Below are 23,453 nucleotides of genomic sequence, written 5' to 3' on the forward strand. Positions count from 1 at the left end.
AACTGTCCTCATGACGGACGACGACCTCTCCTTCCTGGCCGGCTCGCTCCCCGCGCCGCTGCGTCAGGACCGCATCGTCTCCATCGTCGAGGGGGCGCCCGGCATGGTCCGGACGGTCGCCCTGGCAGCGTCCCTCGGAACCAGCGAGGTGACCGTCCGGCAGGACCTCGCCTCGCTCGAACTGGAGGCGCGGATCCGGCGGGTGCACGGCGGTGCGGTCCGCCTCGGGGCCGGTTCCGGCGAGCGGCCCTTCGAGGAGACCGCCGTGGAGCACCAGGTCGCGAAGGCGGCGATCGGTCGTGCGGCCGCGGCGCTCGTGCGCTCCGGCCAGTGCGTCGTGCTCGACGTCGGCACCACCCCGGCGGCCGTCGCCGAGGCCCTGGTCGCCCGCACGGACCTGGTCGACCTGACCGTCGTCACGAACTCCCTCACGACGGCCCTCGCCCTCGAACGGGCGGTGCCGCGGTTCACCGTCGTCGTCACCGGCGGCACGTTGCGGCCGCTGCAGCACTCCCTCGTGGCGCCGTTCAACAACACGCTGCTGCCGCTCATCGCCGCGGACGTCGTGTTCCTCGGCGGCACCGGGGTCGACGTCGAGCACGGACTGACGAACGTGAACCTGCCCGAGACCGAGGCGAAGCGCATGCTCGCGGCGACCGCTCGGCGTACGGTCGTGGTCGCGGACGGGTCGAAGTTCGGCCGGGCCCACCTCGGGGTCGTCCGCGCGCTCGAGGACATCGACGTCGTCGTCACCGCCGACACCACGGCGGAAGCGGTCGCCCCGATCCGGGCGGCCGGCGCCGAGGTCGTGGTGGCCGACGGCAGCGACCGCGACACGGCAGCAGGAACCGGAAGGAACGACATCCCATGACCGCAGCAGCACCCACCGGTGGCCAGTATCACCTCCGCCACGCCGGACCCGACGGGGTCGTCGAGGCGGTGGTCACCGAGGTCGCCGCGGGCATCCGCGAGCTGCGGGTCGCCGGGTTCGACCTGACCGAGCCGTTCCCCGTCTCGGAGCAGCCGCCGGGAGCGAACGGCATCGTGCTCGCACCGTGGCCGAACCGGGTCGCCGGCGGCGTCTGGCAGCTCGACGGCAAGCGGCAGCAGCTCGACGTCTCGGAGCCGAAGTACGGCAACGCCTCGCACGGACTGCTCCGGTTCGCGCCCTACCGGGTCGTGTCCCAGACCGAGTCGGGCATCGTGCAGGAAGCGACGATCCACCCGCAGCACGGCTGGCCCTTCACGCTCGAGACCCGCGTGCACCACGAACTCGTCGACGACGGCATCCGGGTCACGCACGAGGTCGTGAACCGCTCGGGCGTGCGCGCGCCCTTCGCGATCGGCGCACACCCGTACCTCCGTGCCGGCGACACCCCCGCGGACGACCTCGTCGTCAGGCTCGACGCCGCGACGGCGTTCACCGTGGACGAGCAGAAGGTGCCGAACGGCTCGGTGCCGGTGGACGGTACGGAGTACGACCTCCGGCAGGGCCGCCGGGCGGGGGACTCCGACCTCGACACCGCCTACCGCGACATCACCCCCGACGCCGAGGGTGTCCGCCGCACGACGCTGCACGGGCCGGAGGGCGACGGTGTCGAGCTCTGGCAGGACGATTCGTTCCCGTACGTGCAGGTGTTCACGTCGCGCGAGTTCCCACGCGGGGACGGCACGGGGCTGGCGGTGGCGGTCGAACCGATGACGGCACCGGCGAACGCGCTCAACTCCGGCGAGGGCCTGCGCTGGCTCGAGCCCGACGAGTCGTGGACCGGCTCGTGGGGCATCCGCCGCGTCTGGTCCTGACCGGCTCGTTCCGCTGCATGCGGCACGACGAAGGCCCCGCCGGTGTTCCGGCGGGGCCTTCGTCGTTCGTCGTTCGTCAGTCGTCAGGCGCGGCGCATGCGGAGCGCCTCGACCGCGAGGGACTCGGACGCGTACCGCCCGACCTCCTGCGCCCATGCGGGGTCGTCGCCGCGGAGGGCGATGAAGTCCTTGCGCTGGCGGCACACGTACCCGAGGACCGCGGTGGCGGTGGCGACCTCGGCGAAGTCCTTGCGGATGTGGCGGGTCGTGACCTGGGCGTTCCGGCGGAGGGTGTCGAGCAGGAGCTCGTTGCTCATCGTCGTGTTGGTCGCGGTCGCGAGCTCGACGATGCGGCGCGCGTCACCGGTGCTGCTGGTCGGCGTGGCTTCGATGGGCTCGATCACGGTGTACCCCGTTCGTTCTGCGATGGTGCGGTGGTGCCGGACCCGGCGATCGGATCCGGGAACGACACTATCGGCGTCACGCCAACAGTCCGCTGAACGCTGACTGGACTGTGCGGTGGAACGGCCATGAACTGGCTGAGGGGGACTTGTACCCCGGTCGGTCGATCAGGCGGTCAGGCGCACTGCTCGCCGCGAGGCGGGGTCGCGAGCTCCTCGAGGGCTCCGTCGATCTTCGCCGCGAGGTACCGGTAGCCGTCGTCGTTGAGGTGCTGCCCGTCGCCGGCCGCGTAGCTCGCGCTGTTCATCTTCGTGAACCACTGCCGGTCGAGCGCGTCGACAAACGGGACGCCCGCAGCGTGAGCGCCGGCGGCGACCGCGGCCGAGATGCCGGCGGTGGTCTCCGCCCGTGGCTGCGGGGCGGAGGGACCGATGGCGACGACGACGGCGTCCGGCCACTGCCGCTTCGCCGTCCGCAGGGTCCGCTCGACCCGGGCCTCGAGGGCGTCCGCGCTGACGAGCCAGTCGTTCTGGCTGCCCTGCACGATGACGAGCGCCGGGTCGAGGGCTGCCCGCCGCTCGATCCGCGAGACGTAGTTCGACCGCGTCGAGCTGGTCGCACCCGTGTTCACGTACCCACTGCCCGGCACACCGTCGATGGTGGCGTCCCAACCGCGATCGGCCACGAGGTCCTGCGCCCACCCGTGCGTGCCGTCGTACGAGCCGCGACCGGTCGTGTACGAGTCACCGACGATGAGCACGTCCGAGCCGCGGGCGATGGCGGAGGCCGCTCGGGTCGCGGACACGTTCGCCGTCCCCGGGACCGACTGGCAGGCATCCGAGACGGCGGGCAGCATGACGAGGAACCCGGCGACGCCGAGGCTCATCGCGCCGAGGGCGACCGCCGGCATCAGGCGTCGCCTCCGGCGTCGTCGTCTGAGCGGCAGCGAACGGGGACCGTCCGGCCATCCGCCGTCGGTTCGTCGGGCCACGGCCGGGATTCTACGCGGCGCAGTCCGGACGGCAGGTGACCGCCTCCCGAGTGTCCCTGAACGCGCCACGGTCGTCAGATCGGGACGGATGACGCAGGCGATCGGCCACGGCCCTCGATTACGTTGAGCCTTGCTCCGATCCTTCCGCCGACAGGGAGGCAGCGGCAACGCCCGCGTTCGAGGTGGAGCACACACTCATGGAGGTTCAGGATGGCGTTCGTCACTGTCAGCGATGGTGCGGAGATCTTCTACAAGGACTGGGGGCCGCGTGACGCGCAGCCCATCGTCTTCCACCACGGATGGCCCCTGTCCGCGGACGACTGGGATGCCCAGATGCTCTTCTTCCTGGCGAACGGCTACCGGGTGATCGCGCACGACCGCCGCGGGCACGGACGGTCGTCGCAGATCGGCACCGGCCACGACATGGACCACTACGCGAGCGACACGGACGCGCTGGTCCAGCACCTCGACCTGCAGAACGCGATCCACATCGGTCACTCCACCGGTGGCGGACAGGTCGCGCGGTACGTCGCGCAGTACGGCGAGCCGCAGGGACGGGTCGCCAAGGCGGTCCTGGTGTCCTCGGTGCCGCCGATCATGCTGCAGAGCGACGCCAACCCCGAGGGCACGCCGATCTCGGTGCTCGACGGGTTCCGGAGCGCGCTCGCCGCGAACCGGGCCGAGTTCTATCAGGCCGTCGCCGAGGGGCCGTTCTACGGCTTCAACCGGGCCGGTGCCGACGTCTCCGCCCCGGTGATCGCGAACTGGTGGCGACAGGGAATGATGGGCAGCGCGCTGGCGCACTACGAGGGAATCAAGGCGTTCTCCGAGACCGACCAGACCGAGGACCTCAAGGCCATCTCGGTTCCGGTCCTCGTCACGCAGGGCGACGACGACCAGGTGGTGCCGTACAAGGCCGCGTCGATCAAGCAGGCCGAACTCCTCAGCAACGCGACCCTCAAGATCTACGAGGGCTACCCGCACGGCATGCTGACGGTCCACGCCGACGTCATCAACCCGGACATCCTCGCCTTCCTCAAGAGCTAGGCGGACCCGTCCTGGAAGGGGCGCGCCCCGGCACTCCGCCGGGCGCGCCCCTTCCGCGTGCGCGCAAGGGGCCTGCTATGGCGTGACGCACCGCCGCGCACATCCGAGTCGAATGACCGACGAGCCGGGCGAGCGATCCGTCTAGCGTCCTTCGACATGCAGACCGAACGACTGGAGCAGGCCGACCGGGAGCTCGCAGCGCTCCACGCGGGTCGGCGGGAAGCCGTCCGCGAGATCGTCGTGGACGCCGTGCACCGCGGCGAACTCGCACCGTCGAGCCGCGCCTTCATCGTCCGCGTGACGGGGTCGACGTTCCTCGCCGACGTGCTCACCGAGGCGATCGCCGAGCGCGCCGCAGCGCCACGGGCCGTGGAGCCCATCGCCACGTCCGACGAGCGGGCCACCGGTCCGGGTGACCGAGTCGGATGACGCTTGGGGACGGGCCCCGTCACCTGTTCCGATGGTGCTGACGCGACCACCAGCACGAAGGAGCAGACGATGCCGGACGAACCCACCTCTCCGCACCACGAGACACCTGCCGTCGGGAACCCCGACCTCCCGCAGGAGGGACTGGTCAACATCGCGGACGACAGCGCCGCCGACGCGATGACGGGACCGCAGAACCCGACGCTCGCGGCGCAGTTCCCGAGCCAGCTCAACGCACCGGCGACGGACATCAGCACCCAGGCGTTCTTCTGGTCCTCGTTCAACATCTCGCCTCGACGGGTGCAGCGCGGCGGGTGGGCGCGGGAGCTGACCCAGTCCGACTTCGCGCTCTCCGACGAGATCGCGGGCGTGAACATGCACCTCGAGGCCGGCGGCATCCGGGAGCTGCACTGGCACCAGACCGCGGAGTGGGCGCTGATGACCCGCGGAGCCTGCCGGGTCACCACGTTGAGCCGCGAGGGGCTGCCGAGCGTGGAGGACGTGTTCGAGGGGGACCTCTGGTACTTCCCCGCGGGCCTCCCGCACTCCTTGCAGGGCCTCGGGCCGGACGGCGCCGAGTTCGTCCTCGCCTTCGACAGCGGCGAGCAGTCCGAGAGCAACACCCTCCTGCTGACGGACTGGTTCGCCCACACCCCGCCGGACGTGCTGGCGAAGAACTTCGGCGTCGCGCAGGAGGCGTTCGCGGACCTGCCGCTCCACGACCTCTGGATCTTCCCCGGTGAGGTCCCCGGCGACCTCGAGCAGGACCAGCTCGCCGCGGGTGTGGAGTGGGGCGGCACCGAACCCGTCATCTTCCGGATGGCCAAGACCGCGCCGCACTACGAGAACAGCGGCGGCAGCATCCGGATCGCGGACAGCACGAACTTCCCGGCGGCGAAGACGGTCGCCGCGGCGCTGACGGTCGTGCAGCCCGGGTCGATGCGGGAGCTGCACTGGCACCCGAACGCCGACGAGTGGCAGTACTACCTGAAGGGGCAGGCGCGCATGACCGTGTTCAACACCGGGCCCCACGCGAACACCATGGACTTCAAGGCCGGCGACGTCGGGGTCGTGAAGCGGAACCTCGGGCACTACGTGGAGAACACCGGCACGGAGCCGCTGATCTACATCGAGACGTTCCGGAGCGACCACTACGAGGAGGTCTCGCTCGCGAACTGGCTCGCCCACCTGCCGCCGTCGCTGGTGTCGCAGCACCTGAACATCCCCGAGGCGGTGCTCGCGACGTTCCCGCGGGGGTCGCAGGGGATCGTCCCGCTGCGCTAGTTGCCGGACGAACGGGCGGCAGCCGAAGACTGTGGGCCCCGTGGGGCTCGAACCCACGACCCTCGGATTAAAAGTCCGGTGCTCTACCAACTGAGCTAGAGGCCCTCACCCGCAAGGCTAGCGGGTGAGGGCCTCCAGTTCGGAACCGTTGTCCTGGGGTCAGCTGCGCCGACCCGTGAGGGTGCGCAGGAGCCAGACGATCACCGCGACGATGAGCAGCACGATCCCGACCCAGAGCAGGAACTTCAGGCTCGCGGTGAAACCACCGACGAACAGCAGGACGACCGCGATCACGGCCAGGATGATGAGCAGGGCGTTCATGGAGGGTCCTCTTCTTCACGTCCGGGAGGGGTGCCTCCCTGGCGGTGCACGGTACCCGGATCTGGCCGGTTGCGTTCTCGGCGAACGGGAGACGAGAACGTCACCGGCCGTGTCTACACTGACGCGGTGCCTCGCGATCACCACCGTCCCGTCCACTTCACCGACCAGGAGTTCGCCGCGATCCAGGGCGGCGAAGACCCTGCCGTGGTGAACCGCGTCGCGCACGAGACCGCGAACGCCCTGCTCCACCGCGTGCGGCAGGACCCGGACCCGGCGGTCGTCGAGCGCCTGGTCACCTACACGGACGTCCACGGCATCGACGCGATCGCCGAGCTGTGGGCGCGCGTCGGGGCGCACACCCTGCCCGGGGCCCTGTGGCGGATCTACCTCGTCCGGACGGTGATCCGGCAGAACCCGACGGAGATCGCGTACTTCTTCGAGCGCGGCGCAGAGCGCATCGGCACGATCGACCAGGCCGTCGCGGGTGCCGAGGAGCCGACGGGGCCGGCCGAGATCCTCACGCTGGCGGACCGGATCCTGCACGGCCTGTACACGGGCGACCTCGCGGTGGCGCTCGACCGCGGTGCGGCGTTCTGCCGGCTCACCGCGGCGGGGGCGACCTCGGTGGCGGACGACTCCGACCTGACCGCGGACGACCGAGCGAGCGAGCTGACGACGCGGGCACTCCGTCTGACGGAGCTGGCGGCTGACCTCACCGAGGCGGCGGCGCTCTGGCGTCGCGACAGCCTGGACTGAGCGAGCGGCGGGGCGGACCCGCACCGCGCCTCCAGGCAGAAGCCGCAAGACCGGCCGGAAGCCGCAAGACCAGGCAGAAGCCGCAAGACCGGGCAGAAGCCGAAGGACCAGCCGGAAGCGGGCAGAGAAAAACCGGGCCGCAGAAGCGCCTCTCGGCGCGAGGCCGCTCGAAGCGGCGAATTTTGGAGCCCGGGGCTTGCTGCGGCCCGGCGAGATCGATTCTACGAGACGTCGGCCGTGCGCACGACCCGTGTTCACTCTCGGTGGACACGACGGGGTGTCGGGCGCGCCCCGGACAAGACCACGACCGCGCCCCGTACAACACCACGACCGTGCCCCGCGCAGCGCCACGACCGCGCCTCGGACCCGGTCAGGGACGCCGCGCCTGAGTGAGTTCGAGAACTCCTCCAATCCGACGGCCCGAGGGTGCCGAATCATCACCGTGGCAGGCATCACCGCCAGCCACATGCGAGGGCCCCGTGCGACCCGGTCCGCTCCCTGGCGGTCAATTCCCTGCGGGTCACACGGGCCCTCGTCCTGCTCTGACCACGCGACCCGAATGCGTGGTCAGAGCGGAACTCACAGGTCGATCGCAACCGGGAGGAGGGAAACCTGCAATGCTTGCACTCGTGGAACGCGACACCGAGAGCTGGAGCTCAGCCGAGCCGGCTCAGGCGTCGCCCGACGACCTCCTGTCCAGGGTGGCGACCGGCGACCAGGCTGCCTTCTCCGAACTGTACGACGTGCTGTCCGGCCGGGTCCTCGGTCTCGTGACGCGCCTCCTCCGGGACCGCGCGCAGTCCGAAGAGGTCGCACAAGAAGTCTTCCTCGAGGTCTGGCAACAGGCCACCCGCTACGACCGCAAGCGCGGCACGGCGGCGAGCTGGATCCTCACCATGGCGCACCGCCGAGCGGTCGACCGGGTGCGGGCCTCGCAGTCCTCCCACGACCGCGACACGAAGATCGGCATCCGCGACTTCGAGGCCGGCTTCGACCAGGTCTCCGAATCGGTCGAGATCCGGATCGAGCACGAACGGGTCAGCCGGGCGCTCGGGAAACTCACCGAGTTCCAGCGCCAGGCGGTCCAGCTCGCGTACTACGGCGGCTACTCGCACAGCGAGATGGCCGAACACCTCGGTGTCCCGATCGGCACCGTCAAGACCCGTCTCCGTGACGGGATGATCCGACTCCGCGATGAAATGGGGGTGACATCATGACCGAGCACCACGACGATCCTGCACTGCTCACGGGCTCGCACGCCCTCGACTCCCTGTCGGACGACGAGCGCGCGCTGCTCGAGGCCACGCTGTCCTCCTCACCGGAGCTGCAGGCCGAGACGGACTCGCTCCGCGAGACCGCGCTCCAGCTCGCCTACGCCGTCGACCCGATCGAGCCCCCGGCGTCGCTCAAGGCCTCGCTGATGGCCCAGATCGCGTCGATGCCGCAGGCACCGCCGCTCACCTCGGCTCCGGCGACCTCCGCACCGTCGACGACGTCGACTGCCACTGCTCCTCCGCTATCCACTCCCGTCCCCGAGATGGACGGTGACGCCGGCCAGGAGGCACGGTTCACCCCCGCCCCGTCGGTCACCACTCGTCGTGGTCGGGCCGAGACCGCCGCGCAGCGCCGCTGGTTCCAGCGTCCGGCTGCGGCCCTCTCCGCCGCAGCCGCGGTCGCGGTCGTGTTCCTCGGCGTCGGACTCGGCGTCGGCACGTCCTTCACCCCGTCGAACGAGCCTGGCCCGGGCACGACGCAGGCGAGCAGCGGACTCGACCGGATCTACGCCGCGTCGGACTTCAAGCGGAGCACCGCGAAGGTCGCCGGCGGCGGGACGGCCACGGTCGTCTGGTCGAACGACCTCGGCAAGTCCGCGGTCATCCTCGACGGTGTCGCGCAGGCTCCGAAGGGCAAGACCTACCAGCTCTGGTACATCGGCTCCGAGGGCACCGGCGGCAAGATCACCGCGGCCGGACTGCTCGACGGGTCGACCGACGGTGTGAACGCTGCGGTGCTCGCAGGCAGTCGGTCGCACGACGTGACGATCGGCATGACCGTCGAGCCCGAGGGCGGTTCGAAGCAGCCGACGACGACCCCGATCATGGCGGTCACCACGGCCTGACCGCCGGACACCGCTCTCCCCTCGCGTGGCACGATCCGCGAGGGGAGTGTTGTGCGTGGGCGGGCTCCGGCGGCTCGGGTCGGGCGGCGGCGGGCGGTGCGGGCGGCGTGCGGCGGCGGGCGGGCGGTGCGGGCGGCGGCGTGCGGTGCGGGCGGCGGCGGGCGGGTGCGTGCGGCGGCGGGCGGGCGGGCGGGTGCGTGCGGCGGCGGGCGGGCGGGCGGCGCGGGGTCGGGCGGGCGCGGGGCGGCGCGGGCGTGGGTCGGCGGCGTGCGGGTGCTTGTGCGTGCGCATGTTCCGACGTCCCACCTGTCGTTCGACGCGTGGTCTGTCGACCGGTACGCATGCATTGTGTGCGTGTGCATGGTGCGACGATCCACGCGTCGATCGTCGGGTGCGATGTCGGAATGTGCGTGCGCATGTTGCGACGCCCCCGACGCCCCCGACGTCGGCACAGGGCCGCGCGCACTGGACGCAAGCAACGAGGCCCGGTGCCGTCCGTGGCGGACGGGCACCGGGCCTCCAGGCAGAGCGTCAGGAGACGCGCCGCGAACTCAACCGAAGCGGCCGGAGACGTAGTCCTCGGTGGCCTGCACGGACGGGTTCGAGAAGATCGTCGCGGTGTCGTCGTACTCGATGAGCTTGCCCGGGTGTCCGGTGCCGGCGATGTTGAAGAACGCCGTCTTGTCGCTGACGCGCGAGGCCTGCTGCATGTTGTGGGTCACGATCACGATCGTGAACTCCTTCTTGAGCTCCTCGATCAGGTCCTCGATGGCGAGGGTCGAGATCGGGTCGAGCGCGGAGCACGGCTCGTCCATCAGCAGCACGTCGGGCTGCACGGCGATCGCCCGCGCGATGCAGAGGCGCTGCTGCTGCCCACCGGACAGGCCCATGCCGGGCTTGTCGAGGCGGTCCTTGACCTCGTTCCAGAGGTTCGCGCCCTGCAGGGACCGCTCGACCACGTCGTCCGCCTCGGAGCGGGACATGCGCTTGTTGTTGAGCTTCACGCCGGCGAGGACGTTGTCCTTGATCGACATCGTCGGGAACGGGTTCGGCCGCTGGAAGACCATGCCGACCTGCCGGCGGACGAGCACCGGGTCGACCCCGGGGCCGTACAGGTCGTCGCCGTCGACCTTGACCGAACCCTCGACGTAGGCGCCGGGGATGACCTCGTGCATGCGGTTGAGCGTGCGGAGGAAGGTGGACTTGCCGCAGCCGGACGGACCGATGAACGCGGTCACGGTGCGGGGCTCGATCGTGATGTCGACGCCCTCGACCGCCTTGAACTTCGAGTAGTAGACGTTGAGGCCGTCGACCTCGATGCGCTTGGACACGTGATTCCTTCGGGGTGGGTGGTGACGCTGGTCGCGGGTGGCGGTGACTAGCGGCTGAGCTTGGGGGCGAAGAGGCGGGTGATGAACCGGGCGAGCAGGTTGAGCAGCATCACGATGATGATGAGCAGCAGCGCCGCGGTCCAGGCCCGGTCGACGAACGGCACCGGGTTGGCGCCCTGCTGCGAGTACTGCGTGTACGCGAACACCGGCAGCGTCATCATCGGGTCCTTGAACAGGTCGTAGTTCATGCTCGCGGTGAACCCGGCCGTGACCAGCAGTGGTGCGGTCTCGCCGATGACGCGGGCGATGGAGAGCATGACGCCGGTGGTGATGCCGGCGAGTGCGGTGGGGAGCACGACCTTGAGGATGGTGAGGTACTTCGGGACGCCGAGGGCGTACGAGGCCTCGCGGAGCTCCATCGGCACGATCTTCAGCACCTCTTCGGTGGAGCGCACGACGATCGGGATCATCAGCACGCTGAGTGCGACCGAGCCGACCAGCCCGAAGCGGGCGCCGGGGCCGAGGAACAGTGCGAACAGCGAGTAGGCGAACAGACCGGCGACGATCGAGGGGATGCCGGTCATGACGTCCACGAAGAACGTGATGCCCTTCGCCAGCGCGCCCTTGCCGTACTCGACGAGGTAGATCGACGTGAGCAGGCCGATCGGCACCGAGATGAGCGCCGCGAACAGCGTGATCTCGAGCGTGCCGATGAGGGCGTGCACGGCGCCGCCACCCTCGGAGATGACGCCGCGCATCGAGTACGTGAAGAAGTTCGCGTCGAAGCGGGCGAGGCCGTCGGCGAGGACCGTCCAGAGCAGCGACACCAGCGGCAGCACCGCGATGACGAACGCGGTGACGACCAGCGACGTGATGAGACGGTCGACCGCCTTGCGCCCGCCCTCGACGATGCGTGAGATCACGACGATGAGGACGTCGAACAGGACGGTGCCGAGGAACAGGGCCGCGACGACGTTGAAGTCCTTCACGGCGCCACCGGCGTTCAGCAGGGCGAAGACGAGGACCAGGGCGACCCAGGAGCCGACGAGGAGGAGCCACGGCACCGACTTGTGCAGCTTGCCGTTGGCGTAGGCGTTGCCGGTCATGCCGGTGGGACGGAGGGCGAGGGACATCGGGCGTGACCTCTCAGGAGACCCGCTGGCGCACGATGTAGCGCGCCAGCATGTTGATGACCAGGGTGATGACGAAGAGGATCAGACCCGAGGCGATGAGTGCGTTGAGGGCCGTGCCGGACGCCTCGGCGAACTGCAGGGCGATGTTCGCCGCGATCGTCGACGGGTTCAGCGAGGTGAGCATCTGGAAGGTGACGTTCGTGGACACCGAGAGCACCAGCGCGATCGCCATCGTCTCGCCGAGCGCGCGGCCGAGGCCGAGCATGATCGCGGACACGATGCCGGACTTCGCGAACGGCAGGACCGACATCCGGATCATCTCCCACCGGGTCGCGCCGAGGGCCAGGGCGGCTTCCTCGTTGAGGCGCGGTGCCTGCAGGAAGATCTCGCGCATGACCGCGGTCATGATCGGGATGGCCATGACGGCGAGGACGATCGACGCGGTGAGGATCGTGCGGCCGGTGCCGGACACTTGCCCGGAGAAGAACGGGATCCAGCCGAGGTACTCGTTGAGGAACCCGTAGAAGGGCTTCACGAACGGCGCCAGCACCACGATGCCCCAGAGGCCGTAGACGACCGACGGCACCGCGGCCAGCAGGTCGATCACGTAGCCGAGCACCGGGGCGATGCGGCGGGGCGCGTAGTGCGAGATGAAGAGGGCGATCCCGAGCGACAGCGGCACGGCGATCACGAGCGCGATGAGCGCGGACCAGACGGTGCCGAAGACGAGGGGGCCGACGTAGTCCCAGAAGTTGGTGGCCTGGTTCGGCAGCTCGCCGACCTTGGCGGTGAACGCCGGGATGCTCTGCCAGACCAGGAAGGCGGCGACGAGCACGAGGACGAAGAGGATCAGCCCGCCGGCGATGACCGAGGCGGCGGAGAAGACCCGGTCGCCGACACGGACGACGGCCTTCGGCTTCGGGGTGACGGGGGCCACTGGCTGGGCCGGTGCGGTCGTCATGGGACTCCTGTCGGAGGAACGCCGGGGGAGGCGTCGGGTGGGGGTGTGTCCGGTGGTGCGACCGTCGGGGCTGTGACGGCCGAGCGCCCGGACGCCGGTCAGGTGGGTGGGACCGGCGTCCGGGCGATCAGGGTGCCTTACTTGATGGAGGCGACGGCCTTGGCGGCCTTCTCCGAGAGGTCGTCCGTGAGGGCGGCCGACTTGGCCTCCTTCGCGGCTGCCTCCTGCGCGTCCTTCGAGACGACGTAGTCGAGGTAGCCCTTCACGAGCTTGCCCTTGTCGGCGTCCTTGTACTCCTGGCAGGCGATCGCGTAGGAGACGAGCACGAGCGGCCATGCGCCGTCGGCGGTGTCCTTGCGGTCGATGTCGATCGCGAGGTCGTTGTCCGCGCGGCCTTCGACGACCTTGGAGTCGGAGACGACCTTCGCAGCGCCCTCGGCCGAGATCTCGGTGGCCTTGTCGCCGACCATGAGCTTGGCCTTGTCGAGGTCACCGGCACCGGAGTCGTCGATGTAGGTGATCGCGTTCGAGGCGCTGGCCATGGCCGAGGCCACGCCCGAGGTGCCCTTGGCGCTGTCGCCGACCTGGTACGGGTAGGTCTGGCTGGGCTCTTCGGTCCAGACGTCGCCGGCGTTCGCCGAGACGTACTCGGAGAAGTTCTGCGTGGTGCCCGAGTCGTCGGAGCGGTGGACGACCGTGATGTTGGCGTCCGGCAGCTTCGCGTCCTTGTTGATGGAAGCGATCTGCGAGTCGTTCCACTTGGTGATCTTGCCCGAGAAGATCCCGGCGATGGTCTTCGCGTCGAGCGTGAGGTCCTTGACGCCGTCGACCTTGTAGGCGATGGCGATCGGGGAGATGTAGACCGGGATGTCGATGGCCTTCGAGTCCGCGGCGCAGAGGGCGAACGAGCCGGAGAGCTCCTCGTCCTTCAGGGCGGCGTCGGAGCCGGCGAAGTCCGCGGCACCCGACATGAAGTTCTTGCGGCCGGCGCCGGAGCCGTCGGGCGTGTAGTTGACCGTGAGGCCGGAGGCGACGTTCTGGATGCCGGCGGCCCAGGTGGCCTCGGCCGTCTGCTGAGCGGACGAGCCCGAACCGGTGAGGGTGCCGGAGAGCTTCGAGTAGTCGGTGCCCGAGCTGGAGGAAGAGGAGGGTGCGGTGCTGCCCGCGCCCTCGTTCGCCGCGCACGAGGAGAGCACGACTGCGCCGGCGATCGCGATTGCCGCGACCGTGCCGATTCGCTTGATGTTCACAGGGGTCCCTTCGGGGATGTCAGTGCAGGTGGGACCGCTGCTGGTCCCGTGGGTCGGTGCCGACCCGGGAGCGACTGTAGGGACGCGAGGTGACGGGGATCACCCGCCCCGGTGAACGGGAGGTGAACGAGGGGTTGTGCCGGACGCGGCGCCGTGCGCGGGGACGCCGGCGGGTGCAGGATCGGGAACGTCGTGCACTCCGCAGGAGCATGCAGACGCATGCGCTCGACACGCGGCCGCCGCCTCGCGACGGCGCGGTGCCGGACTGGAGGCGCGGCTCGCCCCGCCGCCGTCGGCCTACGCCGCGACGGTGTTGCGGTGGGTCTCCACGGCGACGAGCCGGCCGTCGGCGATGTGCATCACGGCGAAGTCCCCGACCGAGAGCATCGCGGCGCGGCGGAGGTCGAACCGGCCGCTGTCGTCGGCCGTCGCGGTGGCGATGCGGGCGATGATGTCCGGCAGGACGGGCCCGTGCGAGCAGAGGACGGTCGACTTCGCCTTCTCGAGGCGCTTCTGCACGACGCCCTTCACGTTCGCCGCGCCCCGGTCGTGGGCGTCCTGGCTGATGTCCGGCGTGCTCGAGACGCCGAGGTGGGTCTTCGCCGAGAGCGGTTCGACGGTCGCGAGGCACCGCGCCGCCGTGCTGCTGATGATCTTCTTCGGGCCGAACGCGGCCACGGGAGACGCCACGGCCTTCGCCTGGGTCCGGCCGACCGGCAGGAGCGGACGGGTGGCGTCGGGGCCGTCCCAGTCCGAGCCGGGGACGGTCTTGGCGTGCCGGAGCGCGATGAGCGCGAACGTGCGGTGTTCCTGGGCGGCGACGCGGTCGGCGAACCGGTCGAGGATCGCGACGTCCCGCTCGTACGTCAGCCGGGCGCGGGCGTCGTCGAGGGTGACCCACTCGATCGAGGCGACCTCGTCGTTGGGCGTGAACCTGCCCGCGCGCTCGAACTCCTTCGACGAGACCCGGGCCGCCCAGTAGTGCACGACCTTGTCGCGACCGCTCGGCAGCACGTACTCGGCGGTGCCCAGGGGAGCGCCGAGGTGCACGCGGTACCCGGTCTCCTCGTCGATCTCGCGCACGGCGGTCGTGGGGACGCTCTCGCCCGGGTCGACCTTGCCCTTCGGGAACGAGACGTCCTTGTGGTGGTCGCGGTGCACGAGCAGGACGAACGGAACGCCGTCCTGCTCACGCCAGACGACGGCCCCCGCTGCGACGACCGGCGCTGTGGAGCCGCCGCTCACCGAGTGGAGCGCTTCCGCGCCGAGATCTTCCGCATGAGGACATTCTGCACGTCGTCGAGCGGTCGGCCGTCCTCGTCGGTCGAATGACGCGTCCACTCGCCGTCGGACTCCAGGTGCCACGAGCTGGTGGTGTCCGCCATGGCGAGGTCGAACATCTCCTCGACCTCGTTGACGTGCCCCGGGTCGGACAACCGCACGAGGGCTTCCACGCGGCGGTCGAGGTTCCGGTGCATCATGTCCGCCGAGCCGATGAAGACCGCCGGGTCGCCGTCGTTGTGGAAGGCGAACGCGCGCGAGTGCTCGAGGTACCGGCCGACGACGCTCCGCACGCGGATGGTGTCGCTGACGCCTTCCATGCCCGGCTTCAGCGAGCAGATGCCACGCACCCAGACGTCGATCGGCACGCCGGCCTGGCTCGCCAGGTAGAGCGCGTCGATGATCTGCTCGTCGACCATCGAGTTGACCTTGATCCGGATGCCGGAGGGGCGACCCGCGCGAGCGTGGTCCGCCTCGGTCTGGATCCGCTTGAGCAGCCCCTTCCGGAGGTGCAGCGGCGCGACGAGCAGACGCTTGAACTTCTTCTCGATCGCGTAGCCGGACAGTTCGTTGAACAGGCGCGTGAGGTCCTTGCCGACGACGTCGTCCGAGGTGAACAGCCCCATGTCCTCGTAGATGCGCGAGGTCTTCGGGTTGTAGTTGCCGGTGCCGATGTGGCTGTAGTGCTTGAGCGTCCCGCCCTCTTGCCGGATCACGAGCACCAGCTTGGAGTGTGTCTTCAGCCCGACCAGGCCGTAGACCACGTGCACGCCGGCCTTCTCGAGCTTGCGGGCCCAGGTGATGTTGTTCTGCTCGTCGAAGCGCGCCTTGATCTCGACGAGCGCCAGGACCTGCTTGCCCGCGGCGGCCGCGTCGATCAGGGCCTCGACGATGGGGCTGTCGCCCGAGGTGCGGTACAGCGTCTGCTTGATCGCCAGGACGTGCGGGTCGGCGGCGGCCTGCTCGAGGAACGCCTGCACGCTCGTCGCGAAGGACTCGTACGGGTGGTGCACGAGGACGTCCTTCGCGGCGATCGCGCGGAACAGGTCGGGCTTCGTGTTCGGCTCGCCGGGCTGGAACTGCACCGGGGTCGTCGGCACGTGCTTCGGGTAGTGCAGGTCGGGGCGGGCGATCTTCGAGATCTCGAACAGGCCGCCGAGGTCGAGCGGCGACGGCAGCCGGAAGACCTCTTGTTCGGTGATGTCGAGCTCGCGCACGAGCAGGTCGAGCGTCACCGGGTCCATGTCCTCGGTGATCTCGAGACGGATCGGCGGGCCGAAGCGGCGACGGAGCAGCTCGCGCTCGAGGGCCTGGATGAGGTTCTCGGCCTCGTCCTCCTCGATCTCGACGTCCTCGTTGCGGGTGACCCGGAACACGTGGTGCTCGAGCACCTCCATCCCCGGGAACAGGTCGTCGAGGTGGTTCGCGATGAGGTCCTCGAGCGGGATGAACCGCAGGCGGCCGGAGTTGTCGTCCGGCAGCTTGATGAAGCGCGAGAAGTTCTGCGGCACCTTGAGTCGCGCGAACTCCTGCCGCTGCGACTTCGGGTTGCGCACCCGGACCGCCAGGTTGACCGAGAGCCCGGAGATGTACGGGAACGGGTGCGCCGGGTCCACCGCGAGCGGCATCAGGACCGGGAAGATCTGCTCGTTGAAGTACTCGCGCATGCGCAACCGGTCGGCCTCGTCGAGGTCGGACCAGTGCTCGATGTGGATGCCCGCGGCGTCGAGGTCCGGCTTGAGCGAGCCGATGAAGGCCTGCGCGTGGCGGTCCTGCAGCTCGTGCGCCTTCTTCGCGATGTCCCGCAGGACGTCGGACGGGGCGCGGCCGACGTTGGTCGGCACGGCGATGCCGGTGTCGATGCGGCGCTTCAGCCCGGCGACCCGGACCATGAAGAACTCGTCGAGGTTGGACGCGAAGATCGCCAGGAAGTTCGCCCGCTCGAGGAGGGGCTGCGTGCGGTCCTCGCCCAGCTCGAGCACGCGCTGGTTGAACCGGAGCCAGCTGAGCTCACGGTCGAAGTATCGATCCGTCGGCAGCGACTCGTGCTCGATCTCCACGACCTCGTCGAAGTCGTCGAGGTCCGGTGCGACGGATTCGCCGTCGAGCTGCGGTTCGGTGTCCATGCCCACATCCTGCCACCCGCCCCCTCCGGCCGGGGCTGCTCGGGTGGACGCTGTGGAAACGCGCGGTGAACGGCGCGGTGTGGAGGAGGATCAGGGAGCGGCGTACTGCACGTCGATCGCGTGCTGCTCGAACCCGGAACGACGGTAGAGCGCCAGCGCCGGCTCGTTGTCGCCCTCGACGTAGAGCGCCGCGGCGGCGAGTCCACGACCGGTCAACCGGGCCGTCCCCGCACGCATGAGCACCCCGCCGAGCCGCTGCCCCTGCAGGTCGGGGCGGACGGCCACGGCGTAGAACTCGCCGACGTCGCCCTCGACCTTGAGCCAGCACGACCCCGCCAGTGCGCCGGACTCGTCGCGCAGCAGCAGCAGGTCGTCGCCGGAGAACCAGTCGTCGGCCTCGCGGGCGCGGAGGTCGTCCAGCGTCATCCGGCCCTGCTCCGGGTGGTGTGCGAACGCGGCGGCGTTGAGGGCGAGCCAGTCGGCCTCGGCCCCGGGGTCGCCCGCGCGGAACGACGTCAGGGTGAACCCGGCCGGCACCGCGGGATCGGGTGCGACGTCGGCGATCGGGGCGCGGAGCTGCAGCAGCGTGCGGACGGCGGTCCAGCCGAACCGTGCGGCGAGTGCCCGCGCCGCCGGGTGGTCCCCGTGCGCCCACGCGAGCCGTGGCGCTGGACCGGCCACGGGGGCGGCCCCGCCGTCCTGACCGAGCACCTGCGCGACGAGAGCCGTGCCGAGGCCGCGGCCACGGGCCTCCTGGCTGACCACCAGTTCCAGCTCACCGTCACGCACCACGGCGACCCCGCGGTCGTCCCCGACGACGGTGGCACGACCTGCGCGGACGTCGACCAGCGTCTGGTCCGAGAACGGCGGAGCCTCGCCCGGGGCGGTGAAGCGCGTCAGGTCGACGGTCACTGCTGCGCCGAGAGCCGGTCGGCCTCGTCGTCGTAGACGTTGAAGCGGTACCCGACGTTGCGGACGGTGCCGATGAGGGATTCGAGGTCGCCGAGCTTCGCCCGCAGACGCCGGACGTGCACGTCCACCGTGCGGGTGCCGCCGAAGTAGTCGTAGCCCCAGACCTCGCTGAGGAGCTGCTCGCGGGTGAACACCCGCGACGGGTGCGTGGCGAAGAAGCGGAGGAGCTCGAACTCCTTGAAGGTGAGGTCGAGCGGCCGCCCGCGGACCTTCGCGGAGTAGCTGGCCTCGTCGATGACGACCCCGGACGCCTGGATCTTCGACCCCGTCTGGTTCTTCGACGCGCGTCCGGCGCTGAGGCGGATGCGGGCGTCGACCTCGGCGGGGCCGGCGCTCTCGAGCACGACGTCGTCGACGTTCCACTCGCTGTTCACGGCGGTGAGGCCGCCCTCGGTGACCACGAGGATGATCGGCGTCGTCGAGCCGCTCGTCGCGAGGATCTTGCACAGGGCCTTCGCGCTGGCGAGGTCGGTGCGGGCGTCCACGAACATGAGGTCGCTCTGCGGTGCGTTGACCAGCTGTGCGGCCTCGGCGGGCACGTGGCGGATCCGGTGGCTCAGCAGCCCGAGGCTCGGCAGGACGTCGCCGGGCGCGGCTGAGGTGAGTACCAGGAGCTGGGCCACAGGACCTCCAGGGCGTGGGGGAGTCGTGCACACATCCTAGTGATGCTCGGGAAGCACCTCTCCGACCGGACGGTCGGGACCGGTCCTCTGTCATGATGGGGCACGTGACCGAGCCCGTGCCGCCCACCGATCAGCGTCGTCTCCGGCTGACGTCCGTGCTGCCGGTCTGGCTGCTCGCGGTCGTCGGTGCCGTGCTGGTCCTGACGGTCACGCAGAAGGACTCCTTCGCGTGGCTCCTGCTCGTCTACGTGCTGTGCGTGCTCGTCAGCTTCGTGCTGCAGCTCATCACCGCGACGAAGGACGGCCTGGTGGAACGGATCAGCATCGCGTCCTCCGGCGCGTTCGTCGTCGTGCTCGTCACCGCGGTGGTGCTCCTGGCGCGGTGACGCGCCGCCACTCGCCTGGCGCCGTCAGGCGTGCCGCGTAGACTCGACCCATGGATTCGCTGCTTGCGCTCGAGCTCTTCTACGTCGGTCTCCTCGGCCTGGCGTCGCTCGCGATCGCGTTCGTCTCGGTGACCGTCGTCGTGAAGCTGTTCAAGGGTCAGCGTTGATCGAACTGCCCGAGGGTCTCGCCCCCGAACTCGTCCCGCTGTCCTGGCTCGTCGGCGTGTGGGAGGGCACGGGCGTGGTCGAGTACCCCGTGGGCGACGAAGAGGAACCCCGGAACTACGAGTTCGGCCAGCGCGTGAGCTTCAGCCACGACGGCCTGCCGTACCTCAACTACTCGTCCACGACGTGGCTGCTCGACGAGGAGCGCACCCCGCTCGCCGCCGAGATGGGCTACTGGCGCATCGACCGTCCGGCCGAGCCCGGTGACCGCGGGCCGGCGATGCTCCTCGGCGAGGGGCCGACGCCGTTCAGCACCGTCGAGAGCGTCGAGGCCCTCCGCAACAACAACGACGGCTTCGACGTTGAGGCGGCGATCATCCACCCGACGGGCGTCAACGAGCTCTACGTCGGCCGGGTCCGGAAGGGCCGCATCGACCTGGCGACGGACGCCGTGATGCGCTCGCCGAACGCGAAGGACTACTCGGCCGCCACCCGGCTGTACGGCCTGGTCGAGGGCAAGCTCTTCTGGGCGTGGGACATCGCCGCCCTCGGCAAGGAACTCACCTCGCACGCCTCGGGGCAGCTCGCGAAGGTCGACTGATGAGCGCCTTCGTGGAGCGCGACGGGTTCGTGGGAACGGAGTCGGGCCCCGCCGCGCACTTCGGCAACCCGCTCGGTGAGCAGCGTCTGCTCGCCCGTGGTCGTGCCGTCGTCGAGCTGGGCCTCGGCGTCGTGACGGTGTCCGGTCCGGACCGGTTGTCGTGGCTCAACTCGATCACGTCGCAGCTCCTGCTCGGCCTCGAACCCGGGGTCTCGACCGAGACCCTCGTCCTCGACCAGTCCGGTCGCGTCGAGCACGCCGCCCGCGTCGTCGACGACGGGTCGGTCGCCTGGCTGCTCACCGAGGCCGCCGACGCGGCACCGCTCGCCGCCTGGCTGTCGTCGATGCGGTTCATGCTCCGCGTCGAGGTCACGGACCGCTCCGCCGAGCTCGCCACCATCGGCTGGTTCGGGTCGTCCGCGCCCTTCGCCGCCGTCGAACTGCCGGAGACGCCGCTCGCCGAGTGGGTCGACCCGTGGTCGTCCGTCACGCCCGGCGGGTGGGGCTACGCCGACCTGGAGGCGCACCCCGGCTCCGACTGGACCCTCCGCATCGCGGTGGTCACCCCCGGCACCGCGTCCGCGATCGCCGCGTCGGACGAACCTGCCGCGGGACTCCTGGCGTACGAGGCCCTGCGGATCGCCGCCTGGCGTCCGGCGCTGTCCGACGTCGACGAGCGGACGATCCCGCACGAGCTCGACTGGCTCCGCTCCGCCGTGCACCTGTCGAAGGGGTGCTACCGGGGGCAGGAGACCGTCGCGAAGGTCCACAACCTGGGGCACCCGCCGCGCCGCGTGGTGATGCTGCACCTCGACGGGTCCGACGCGGTGCTGCCGGCGCCGGGCACCCCGGTCGTGCTCGACGAGAAGGAGGTCGGTCGCCTCGTCGCCTCGGCCGTGCACCACGAGCTCGGGCCGGTCGGGCTCGCGATCGTGAAGCGCTCCCTCGACCCGGCGGCGACGCTGACGCTCACCGCCGACGACGTGGTCGTGACCGCGACGCAGGAGACCATCGTCCCGCCCGAGGCCGGCGCCACCGCGAACGTGCCGCGCCTGCCGCGGCTCGGGGCCGTCAAGCGCGGCTGAGTCGCCGGCCGCTCGCCCGCTCGCCCGGTCGGCGTCGGCCTGCGTCGGCGAGGCCAGTTCGAACCGGGCCGTCGACCGTGCCGGTCAGGCCGGCTCGACCGCCGACCACGGCACGCTCAGCTCGCCGAGCCGCCAGCGCGTCACCCCGTGCAGCACCGGCCAACCCCGGTCGCGCATGCCCCGCACCGTCGCGATCCACCGCTGCCGGGGCCCGTACGTGCCGAGCGGCGCAGCGACCGCCCACGCCAGGTCGAGGTCGCGCAGGAACGCGTGTACCCGCTCGCCCGGCACGTTCCGGTGGATGAGCGCCTTCGGCAGCCGCTCCGCGACGATGCTCGGCACGTCGAGCCCGGCGAGCCGCAGGGACACCGTGAACACGCGGGGCGCGAGCTCGTCGAGCGTCACCCACGAGGCCACCCGACCGACCTCGTTGCAGGTCCCCTCGACGAGTGCGCCGCCGGGCTGGAGCCGGTCCTGCATGATCCGCCACGAGGCCGTCACCTCGGACTCGTCGTACTGCCGCAGGACGTTGAACGCGCGGATCACGACGGGGCGTCGGCCGCCGGGCGTCGGCGTCTCGAAGCCGCCGAGCCGGAACGTCACCCCGTCGCGCGTCCCGGCGTTCGCGAGCGCGACACGTGCCGGTTCGATCTCGATGCCGGTGACCTCGACGTCCGGACGGACCCGCGCCAGGCGGTCCCGGAGTTCGAGCGTCGTCGTCGGCCGCGCGCCGTAGCCGACGTCCGCGACGAGCGGGTCGGCGGTCCGCCGCAGGGCGGGCAGCGCGGCGATCCACCGGTCGACGCGGCGGAGCCGGTTGTACCCGGTGGTCCCGCGCGTCACGTTCCCGATGGGCATGCCGTCCAGCGTACGGGCCACGTGCCGCTCGGTAGGATCGGTGGCATGACCTCCACGCTCGTCCTGCTCCGTCACGGCAACAGTGACTGGAACCAGAAGAACCTGTTCACCGGTTGGGTCGACGTCCGACTCAGCGAGTTGGGCGAGAAGGAGGCGAAGCGCGCCGGCGAGCTCATCAGCGAGTCGGGCATCGTCCCGGACGTCCTGTACACCTCCCTGCTCACCCGCGCGATCCAGACGGCGGACATCGCCCTGCTCGAGGCGGACCTGGCCTGGCTGCCGGTCAAGCGCGACTGGCGCCTCAACGAGCGTCACTACGGCGCCCTGCAGGGCAAGGACAAGGCGCAGACCCTCGCGGAGTACGGCGAGCAGCAGTTCATGGAGTGGCGCCGGTCGTTCGACGTGCCGCCGCCCCCCATCGACGACGACGCCGAGTGGTCGCAGTCCGGTGACCGCCGCTACGCCGACCTCGGCGACCAGCTGCCGCGCACGGAGTCGCTCAAGCTCGTGATCGACCGTCTGCTGCCGTACTGGGAGTCGGACATCACGAAGGACCTGGGCGCGGGCAAGACCGTCCTCGTCACGGCGCACGGTAACTCGCTCCGCGCGCTCGTGAAGCACCTGGACGGCATCTCGGACGACGACATCGCCGGTCTGAACATCCCGACGGGCATCCCGCTGGTGTACGAGCTCGACGACGAGTTCCGCCCGACGAAGCCGGCGTACTACCTCGACCCCGAGGCCGCCGCCGCGGGTGCCGCAGCGGTCGCCGCCCAGGGCGCCAAGAAGTAGCACCCCACACACGAACGCCCCGTCGGGTCTCCGGGCGGGGCGTTCGTCGTGTCGTTCCGCCGACTCCCGTCGCGCTGCCGGGAGGAACGGATCACCACATCGGCGACGTGTCGCTTCGGCGACGTGGTCGGCTGCGCGGGCCGCGGCCGGTCAGACGAAGTGCGACGCGATCTCCTGCACGAGGGCCCCGACGTCGTAGGGCTTCGTGGTGTCGACGTGGACGACGGGCATCAGCCCGGTCGGCCCCGCGGTGGGACCGAGCATGTCCCAGGTGTCGATGATGGACGCCAGGTCGCCGTGCACCTCGTGCCGGAGCGGAGCGTCCGGTTCGTACCGGTCGCGCAGCCGTTCGTCGGCCGTGGCGCGGTCGACGTGGCACCAGACCTCGACGGCACGGGGCGAACCGGCCGTCAGGAGCCCGGCGGTGAGGAAGTCCCGGCTCTCCGGCGTGACCCAGACGGCGTCGACGACCACGCCGTTCTCGACCGCGCCGGCCATCGCCCAGACGGTGTCCATCGCGATGCCGCCGAGCGGACGTGAGGCGATCATCGGCCCCACGATGTCCGCGAGGGGCTCCTTGATCCGGTCCTTCGACAAGAACGGGCAGCCGAGCACCTCGGCGAGGGCGGCACCGATCGTGCTCTTCCCCGAACCGGGCATGCCGTTGACGATGATCGCGACCTGGGCCATGCGTCGATCCTCGCGCCCCGCCCCCACCATCGCAAAACGCAACGGCGGCG

25 protein-coding genes and 1 tRNA gene are annotated in these 23,453 nt (G+C 70.6%); 12 read left to right on the forward strand and 14 right to left on the reverse strand.

Going from position 1 to position 23,453, the window contains the following annotated elements:
* The first annotated feature begins 10 nt into the window (after window positions 1–10).
* Both BIU96_RS08465 and BIU96_RS08470 read left to right on the forward strand, forming a co-directional pair.
* A complete protein-coding gene (locus tag BIU96_RS08465) occupies window positions 11–871 on the forward strand; it encodes a DeoR/GlpR family DNA-binding transcription regulator (protein WP_175477497.1) in 861 nt (286 codons plus the stop codon).
* A complete protein-coding gene (locus BIU96_RS08470) occupies window positions 868–1,803 on the forward strand; it encodes an aldose 1-epimerase family protein (RefSeq protein WP_071292170.1) in 936 nt (311 codons plus the stop codon). Before BIU96_RS08465 ends, BIU96_RS08470 begins: the two co-directional genes overlap by 4 nt.
* Window positions 1,804–1,886: 83 nt before the next feature.
* Here the strand turns inward: BIU96_RS08470 and BIU96_RS08475 are convergent, their stop codons facing one another.
* Window positions 1,887–2,207, reverse strand: coding sequence for a hypothetical protein (locus BIU96_RS08475; RefSeq protein WP_071292171.1), 321 nt, complete (start codon window positions 2,205–2,207; stop codon window positions 1,887–1,889).
* A gap of 173 nt (window positions 2,208–2,380) precedes the next feature.
* Complete coding sequence (locus tag BIU96_RS08480; RefSeq protein WP_139199929.1) at window positions 2,381–3,196, reverse strand: SGNH/GDSL hydrolase family protein; 816 nt, start codon at window positions 3,194–3,196, stop codon at window positions 2,381–2,383.
* A gap of 210 nt (window positions 3,197–3,406) precedes the next feature.
* Between BIU96_RS08480 and BIU96_RS08485 the strand changes: the two genes are divergently transcribed.
* The 3 genes from BIU96_RS08485 to BIU96_RS08495 all read left to right on the forward strand — a co-directional run bounded on the left by BIU96_RS08485 (window position 3,407) and on the right by BIU96_RS08495 (window position 5,953).
* A complete protein-coding gene (locus BIU96_RS08485) occupies window positions 3,407–4,243 on the forward strand; it encodes an alpha/beta fold hydrolase (RefSeq protein WP_071292173.1) in 837 nt (278 codons plus the stop codon).
* A gap of 156 nt (window positions 4,244–4,399) precedes the next feature.
* Window positions 4,400–4,672 (forward strand): hypothetical protein, encoded by a 273-nt coding sequence (locus tag BIU96_RS08490; protein ID WP_071292174.1) that lies wholly within the window; start codon window positions 4,400–4,402, stop codon window positions 4,670–4,672.
* A gap of 69 nt (window positions 4,673–4,741) precedes the next feature.
* On the forward strand, window positions 4,742–5,953 hold the full coding sequence (locus tag BIU96_RS08495) for a cupin domain-containing protein (protein WP_071292175.1): 1,212 nt from the start codon (window positions 4,742–4,744) through the stop codon (window positions 5,951–5,953).
* 32 nt (window positions 5,954–5,985) lie between these two features.
* On the opposite strand, the gene BIU96_RS08500 is transcribed toward BIU96_RS08495, so the two are convergent.
* Together BIU96_RS08500 and BIU96_RS19410 are read right to left on the reverse strand one after the other, a co-directional pair.
* Window positions 5,986–6,058: transfer RNA gene (locus BIU96_RS08500), tRNA-Lys, on the reverse strand.
* A gap of 54 nt (window positions 6,059–6,112) precedes the next feature.
* Window positions 6,113–6,274 carry a DUF2207 domain-containing protein gene (locus BIU96_RS19410; protein WP_139199931.1) on the reverse strand — a complete coding sequence of 54 codons (162 nt, stop codon included), beginning with the start codon at window positions 6,272–6,274 and terminating at the stop codon, window positions 6,113–6,115.
* A gap of 126 nt (window positions 6,275–6,400) precedes the next feature.
* Between BIU96_RS19410 and BIU96_RS08505 the strand changes: the two genes are divergently transcribed.
* From BIU96_RS08505 to BIU96_RS08515, 3 genes are all read left to right on the forward strand, one after another.
* Complete coding sequence (locus BIU96_RS08505) at window positions 6,401–7,030, forward strand: DNA-directed RNA polymerase subunit beta (protein WP_071292176.1); 630 nt, start codon at window positions 6,401–6,403, stop codon at window positions 7,028–7,030.
* A gap of 617 nt (window positions 7,031–7,647) precedes the next feature.
* On the forward strand, window positions 7,648–8,247 hold the full coding sequence (gene sigK, locus BIU96_RS08510) for an ECF RNA polymerase sigma factor SigK (protein ID WP_071292177.1): 600 nt from the start codon (window positions 7,648–7,650) through the stop codon (window positions 8,245–8,247).
* Complete coding sequence (locus tag BIU96_RS08515) at window positions 8,244–9,149, forward strand: anti-sigma factor (protein WP_071292178.1); 906 nt, start codon at window positions 8,244–8,246, stop codon at window positions 9,147–9,149. The genes sigK and BIU96_RS08515 overlap by 4 nt, the downstream gene beginning before the upstream one ends.
* Before the next feature lie 551 nt (window positions 9,150–9,700).
* Here the strand turns inward: BIU96_RS08515 and pstB are convergent.
* The 8 genes from pstB to BIU96_RS08555 form a co-directional block, all read right to left on the reverse strand.
* Window positions 9,701–10,480: a phosphate ABC transporter ATP-binding protein PstB gene (gene pstB / locus BIU96_RS08520; RefSeq protein WP_071292179.1), complete on the reverse strand. Its 780-nt coding sequence runs from the start codon at window positions 10,478–10,480 to the stop codon at window positions 9,701–9,703.
* Between the two features lie 47 nt (window positions 10,481–10,527).
* A complete protein-coding gene (gene pstA / locus BIU96_RS08525; RefSeq protein ID WP_071292180.1) occupies window positions 10,528–11,613 on the reverse strand; it encodes a phosphate ABC transporter permease PstA in 1,086 nt (361 codons plus the stop codon).
* 13 nt (window positions 11,614–11,626) lie between these two features.
* Window positions 11,627–12,574 (reverse strand): phosphate ABC transporter permease subunit PstC, encoded by a 948-nt coding sequence (pstC, locus tag BIU96_RS08530; RefSeq protein WP_071292181.1) that lies wholly within the window; start codon window positions 12,572–12,574, stop codon window positions 11,627–11,629.
* A gap of 137 nt (window positions 12,575–12,711) precedes the next feature.
* Window positions 12,712–13,824, reverse strand: coding sequence for a phosphate ABC transporter substrate-binding protein PstS (locus BIU96_RS08535; RefSeq protein WP_071292182.1), 1,113 nt, complete (start codon window positions 13,822–13,824; stop codon window positions 12,712–12,714).
* Window positions 13,825–14,121: 297 nt separating this feature from the next.
* On the reverse strand, window positions 14,122–15,069 hold the full coding sequence (locus BIU96_RS08540) for an NUDIX domain-containing protein (RefSeq protein WP_071292183.1): 948 nt from the start codon (window positions 15,067–15,069) through the stop codon (window positions 14,122–14,124).
* Complete coding sequence (locus BIU96_RS08545) at window positions 15,066–17,231, reverse strand: RNA degradosome polyphosphate kinase (protein WP_071292184.1); 2,166 nt, start codon at window positions 17,229–17,231, stop codon at window positions 15,066–15,068. The genes BIU96_RS08540 and BIU96_RS08545 overlap by 4 nt, the downstream gene beginning before the upstream one ends.
* A gap of 90 nt (window positions 17,232–17,321) precedes the next feature.
* Window positions 17,322–18,143 carry a mycothiol synthase gene (mshD, locus tag BIU96_RS08550; protein WP_071292185.1) on the reverse strand — a complete coding sequence of 274 codons (822 nt, stop codon included), beginning with the start codon at window positions 18,141–18,143 and terminating at the stop codon, window positions 17,322–17,324.
* On the reverse strand, window positions 18,140–18,826 hold the full coding sequence (locus BIU96_RS08555) for a response regulator transcription factor (RefSeq protein WP_071292186.1): 687 nt from the start codon (window positions 18,824–18,826) through the stop codon (window positions 18,140–18,142). The genes mshD and BIU96_RS08555 overlap by 4 nt, the downstream gene beginning before the upstream one ends.
* Before the next feature lie 104 nt (window positions 18,827–18,930).
* On the opposite strand from BIU96_RS08555, the gene BIU96_RS08560 reads away from it, so the two are divergent.
* The 3 genes from BIU96_RS08560 to BIU96_RS08570 all read left to right on the forward strand — a co-directional run bounded on the left by BIU96_RS08560 (window position 18,931) and on the right by BIU96_RS08570 (window position 21,063).
* A complete protein-coding gene (locus BIU96_RS08560; RefSeq protein ID WP_139199933.1) occupies window positions 18,931–19,212 on the forward strand; it encodes a hypothetical protein in 282 nt (93 codons plus the stop codon).
* A 163-nt stretch (window positions 19,213–19,375) separates the two neighbouring features.
* Window positions 19,376–19,978: an FABP family protein gene (locus BIU96_RS08565; RefSeq protein ID WP_071292187.1), complete on the forward strand. Its 603-nt coding sequence runs from the start codon at window positions 19,376–19,378 to the stop codon at window positions 19,976–19,978.
* The gene (locus BIU96_RS08570; protein WP_071292188.1) at window positions 19,978–21,063 is read left to right on the forward strand and encodes a folate-binding protein YgfZ; all 1,086 of its coding nucleotides are present in this window, start codon (window positions 19,978–19,980) and stop codon (window positions 21,061–21,063) included. The genes BIU96_RS08565 and BIU96_RS08570 overlap by 1 nt, the downstream gene beginning before the upstream one ends.
* An 84-nt stretch (window positions 21,064–21,147) precedes the next feature.
* Here BIU96_RS08570 and BIU96_RS08575 read toward each other — a convergent pair whose 3' ends face one another.
* Entirely contained in the window at window positions 21,148–21,921 is a 774-nt protein-coding gene (locus tag BIU96_RS08575) for an SAM-dependent methyltransferase (protein ID WP_071292285.1), read from the reverse strand.
* Between the two features lie 45 nt (window positions 21,922–21,966).
* On the opposite strand from BIU96_RS08575, the gene BIU96_RS08580 reads away from it, so the two are divergent.
* The gene (locus tag BIU96_RS08580; RefSeq protein WP_071292189.1) at window positions 21,967–22,713 is read left to right on the forward strand and encodes a phosphoglyceromutase; all 747 of its coding nucleotides are present in this window, start codon (window positions 21,967–21,969) and stop codon (window positions 22,711–22,713) included.
* A gap of 150 nt (window positions 22,714–22,863) precedes the next feature.
* On the opposite strand, the gene BIU96_RS08585 is transcribed toward BIU96_RS08580, so the two are convergent.
* The gene (locus tag BIU96_RS08585) at window positions 22,864–23,403 is read right to left on the reverse strand and encodes an AAA family ATPase (protein ID WP_071292190.1); all 540 of its coding nucleotides are present in this window, start codon (window positions 23,401–23,403) and stop codon (window positions 22,864–22,866) included.
* Between the last annotated feature and the right edge of the window lie 50 nt (window positions 23,404–23,453).

Origin of the sequence: Curtobacterium sp. MCBA15_008, from assembly GCF_001865065.1 — a bacterium.
Taxonomy (GTDB): Bacteria; Actinomycetota; Actinomycetes; order Actinomycetales; family Microbacteriaceae; genus Curtobacterium.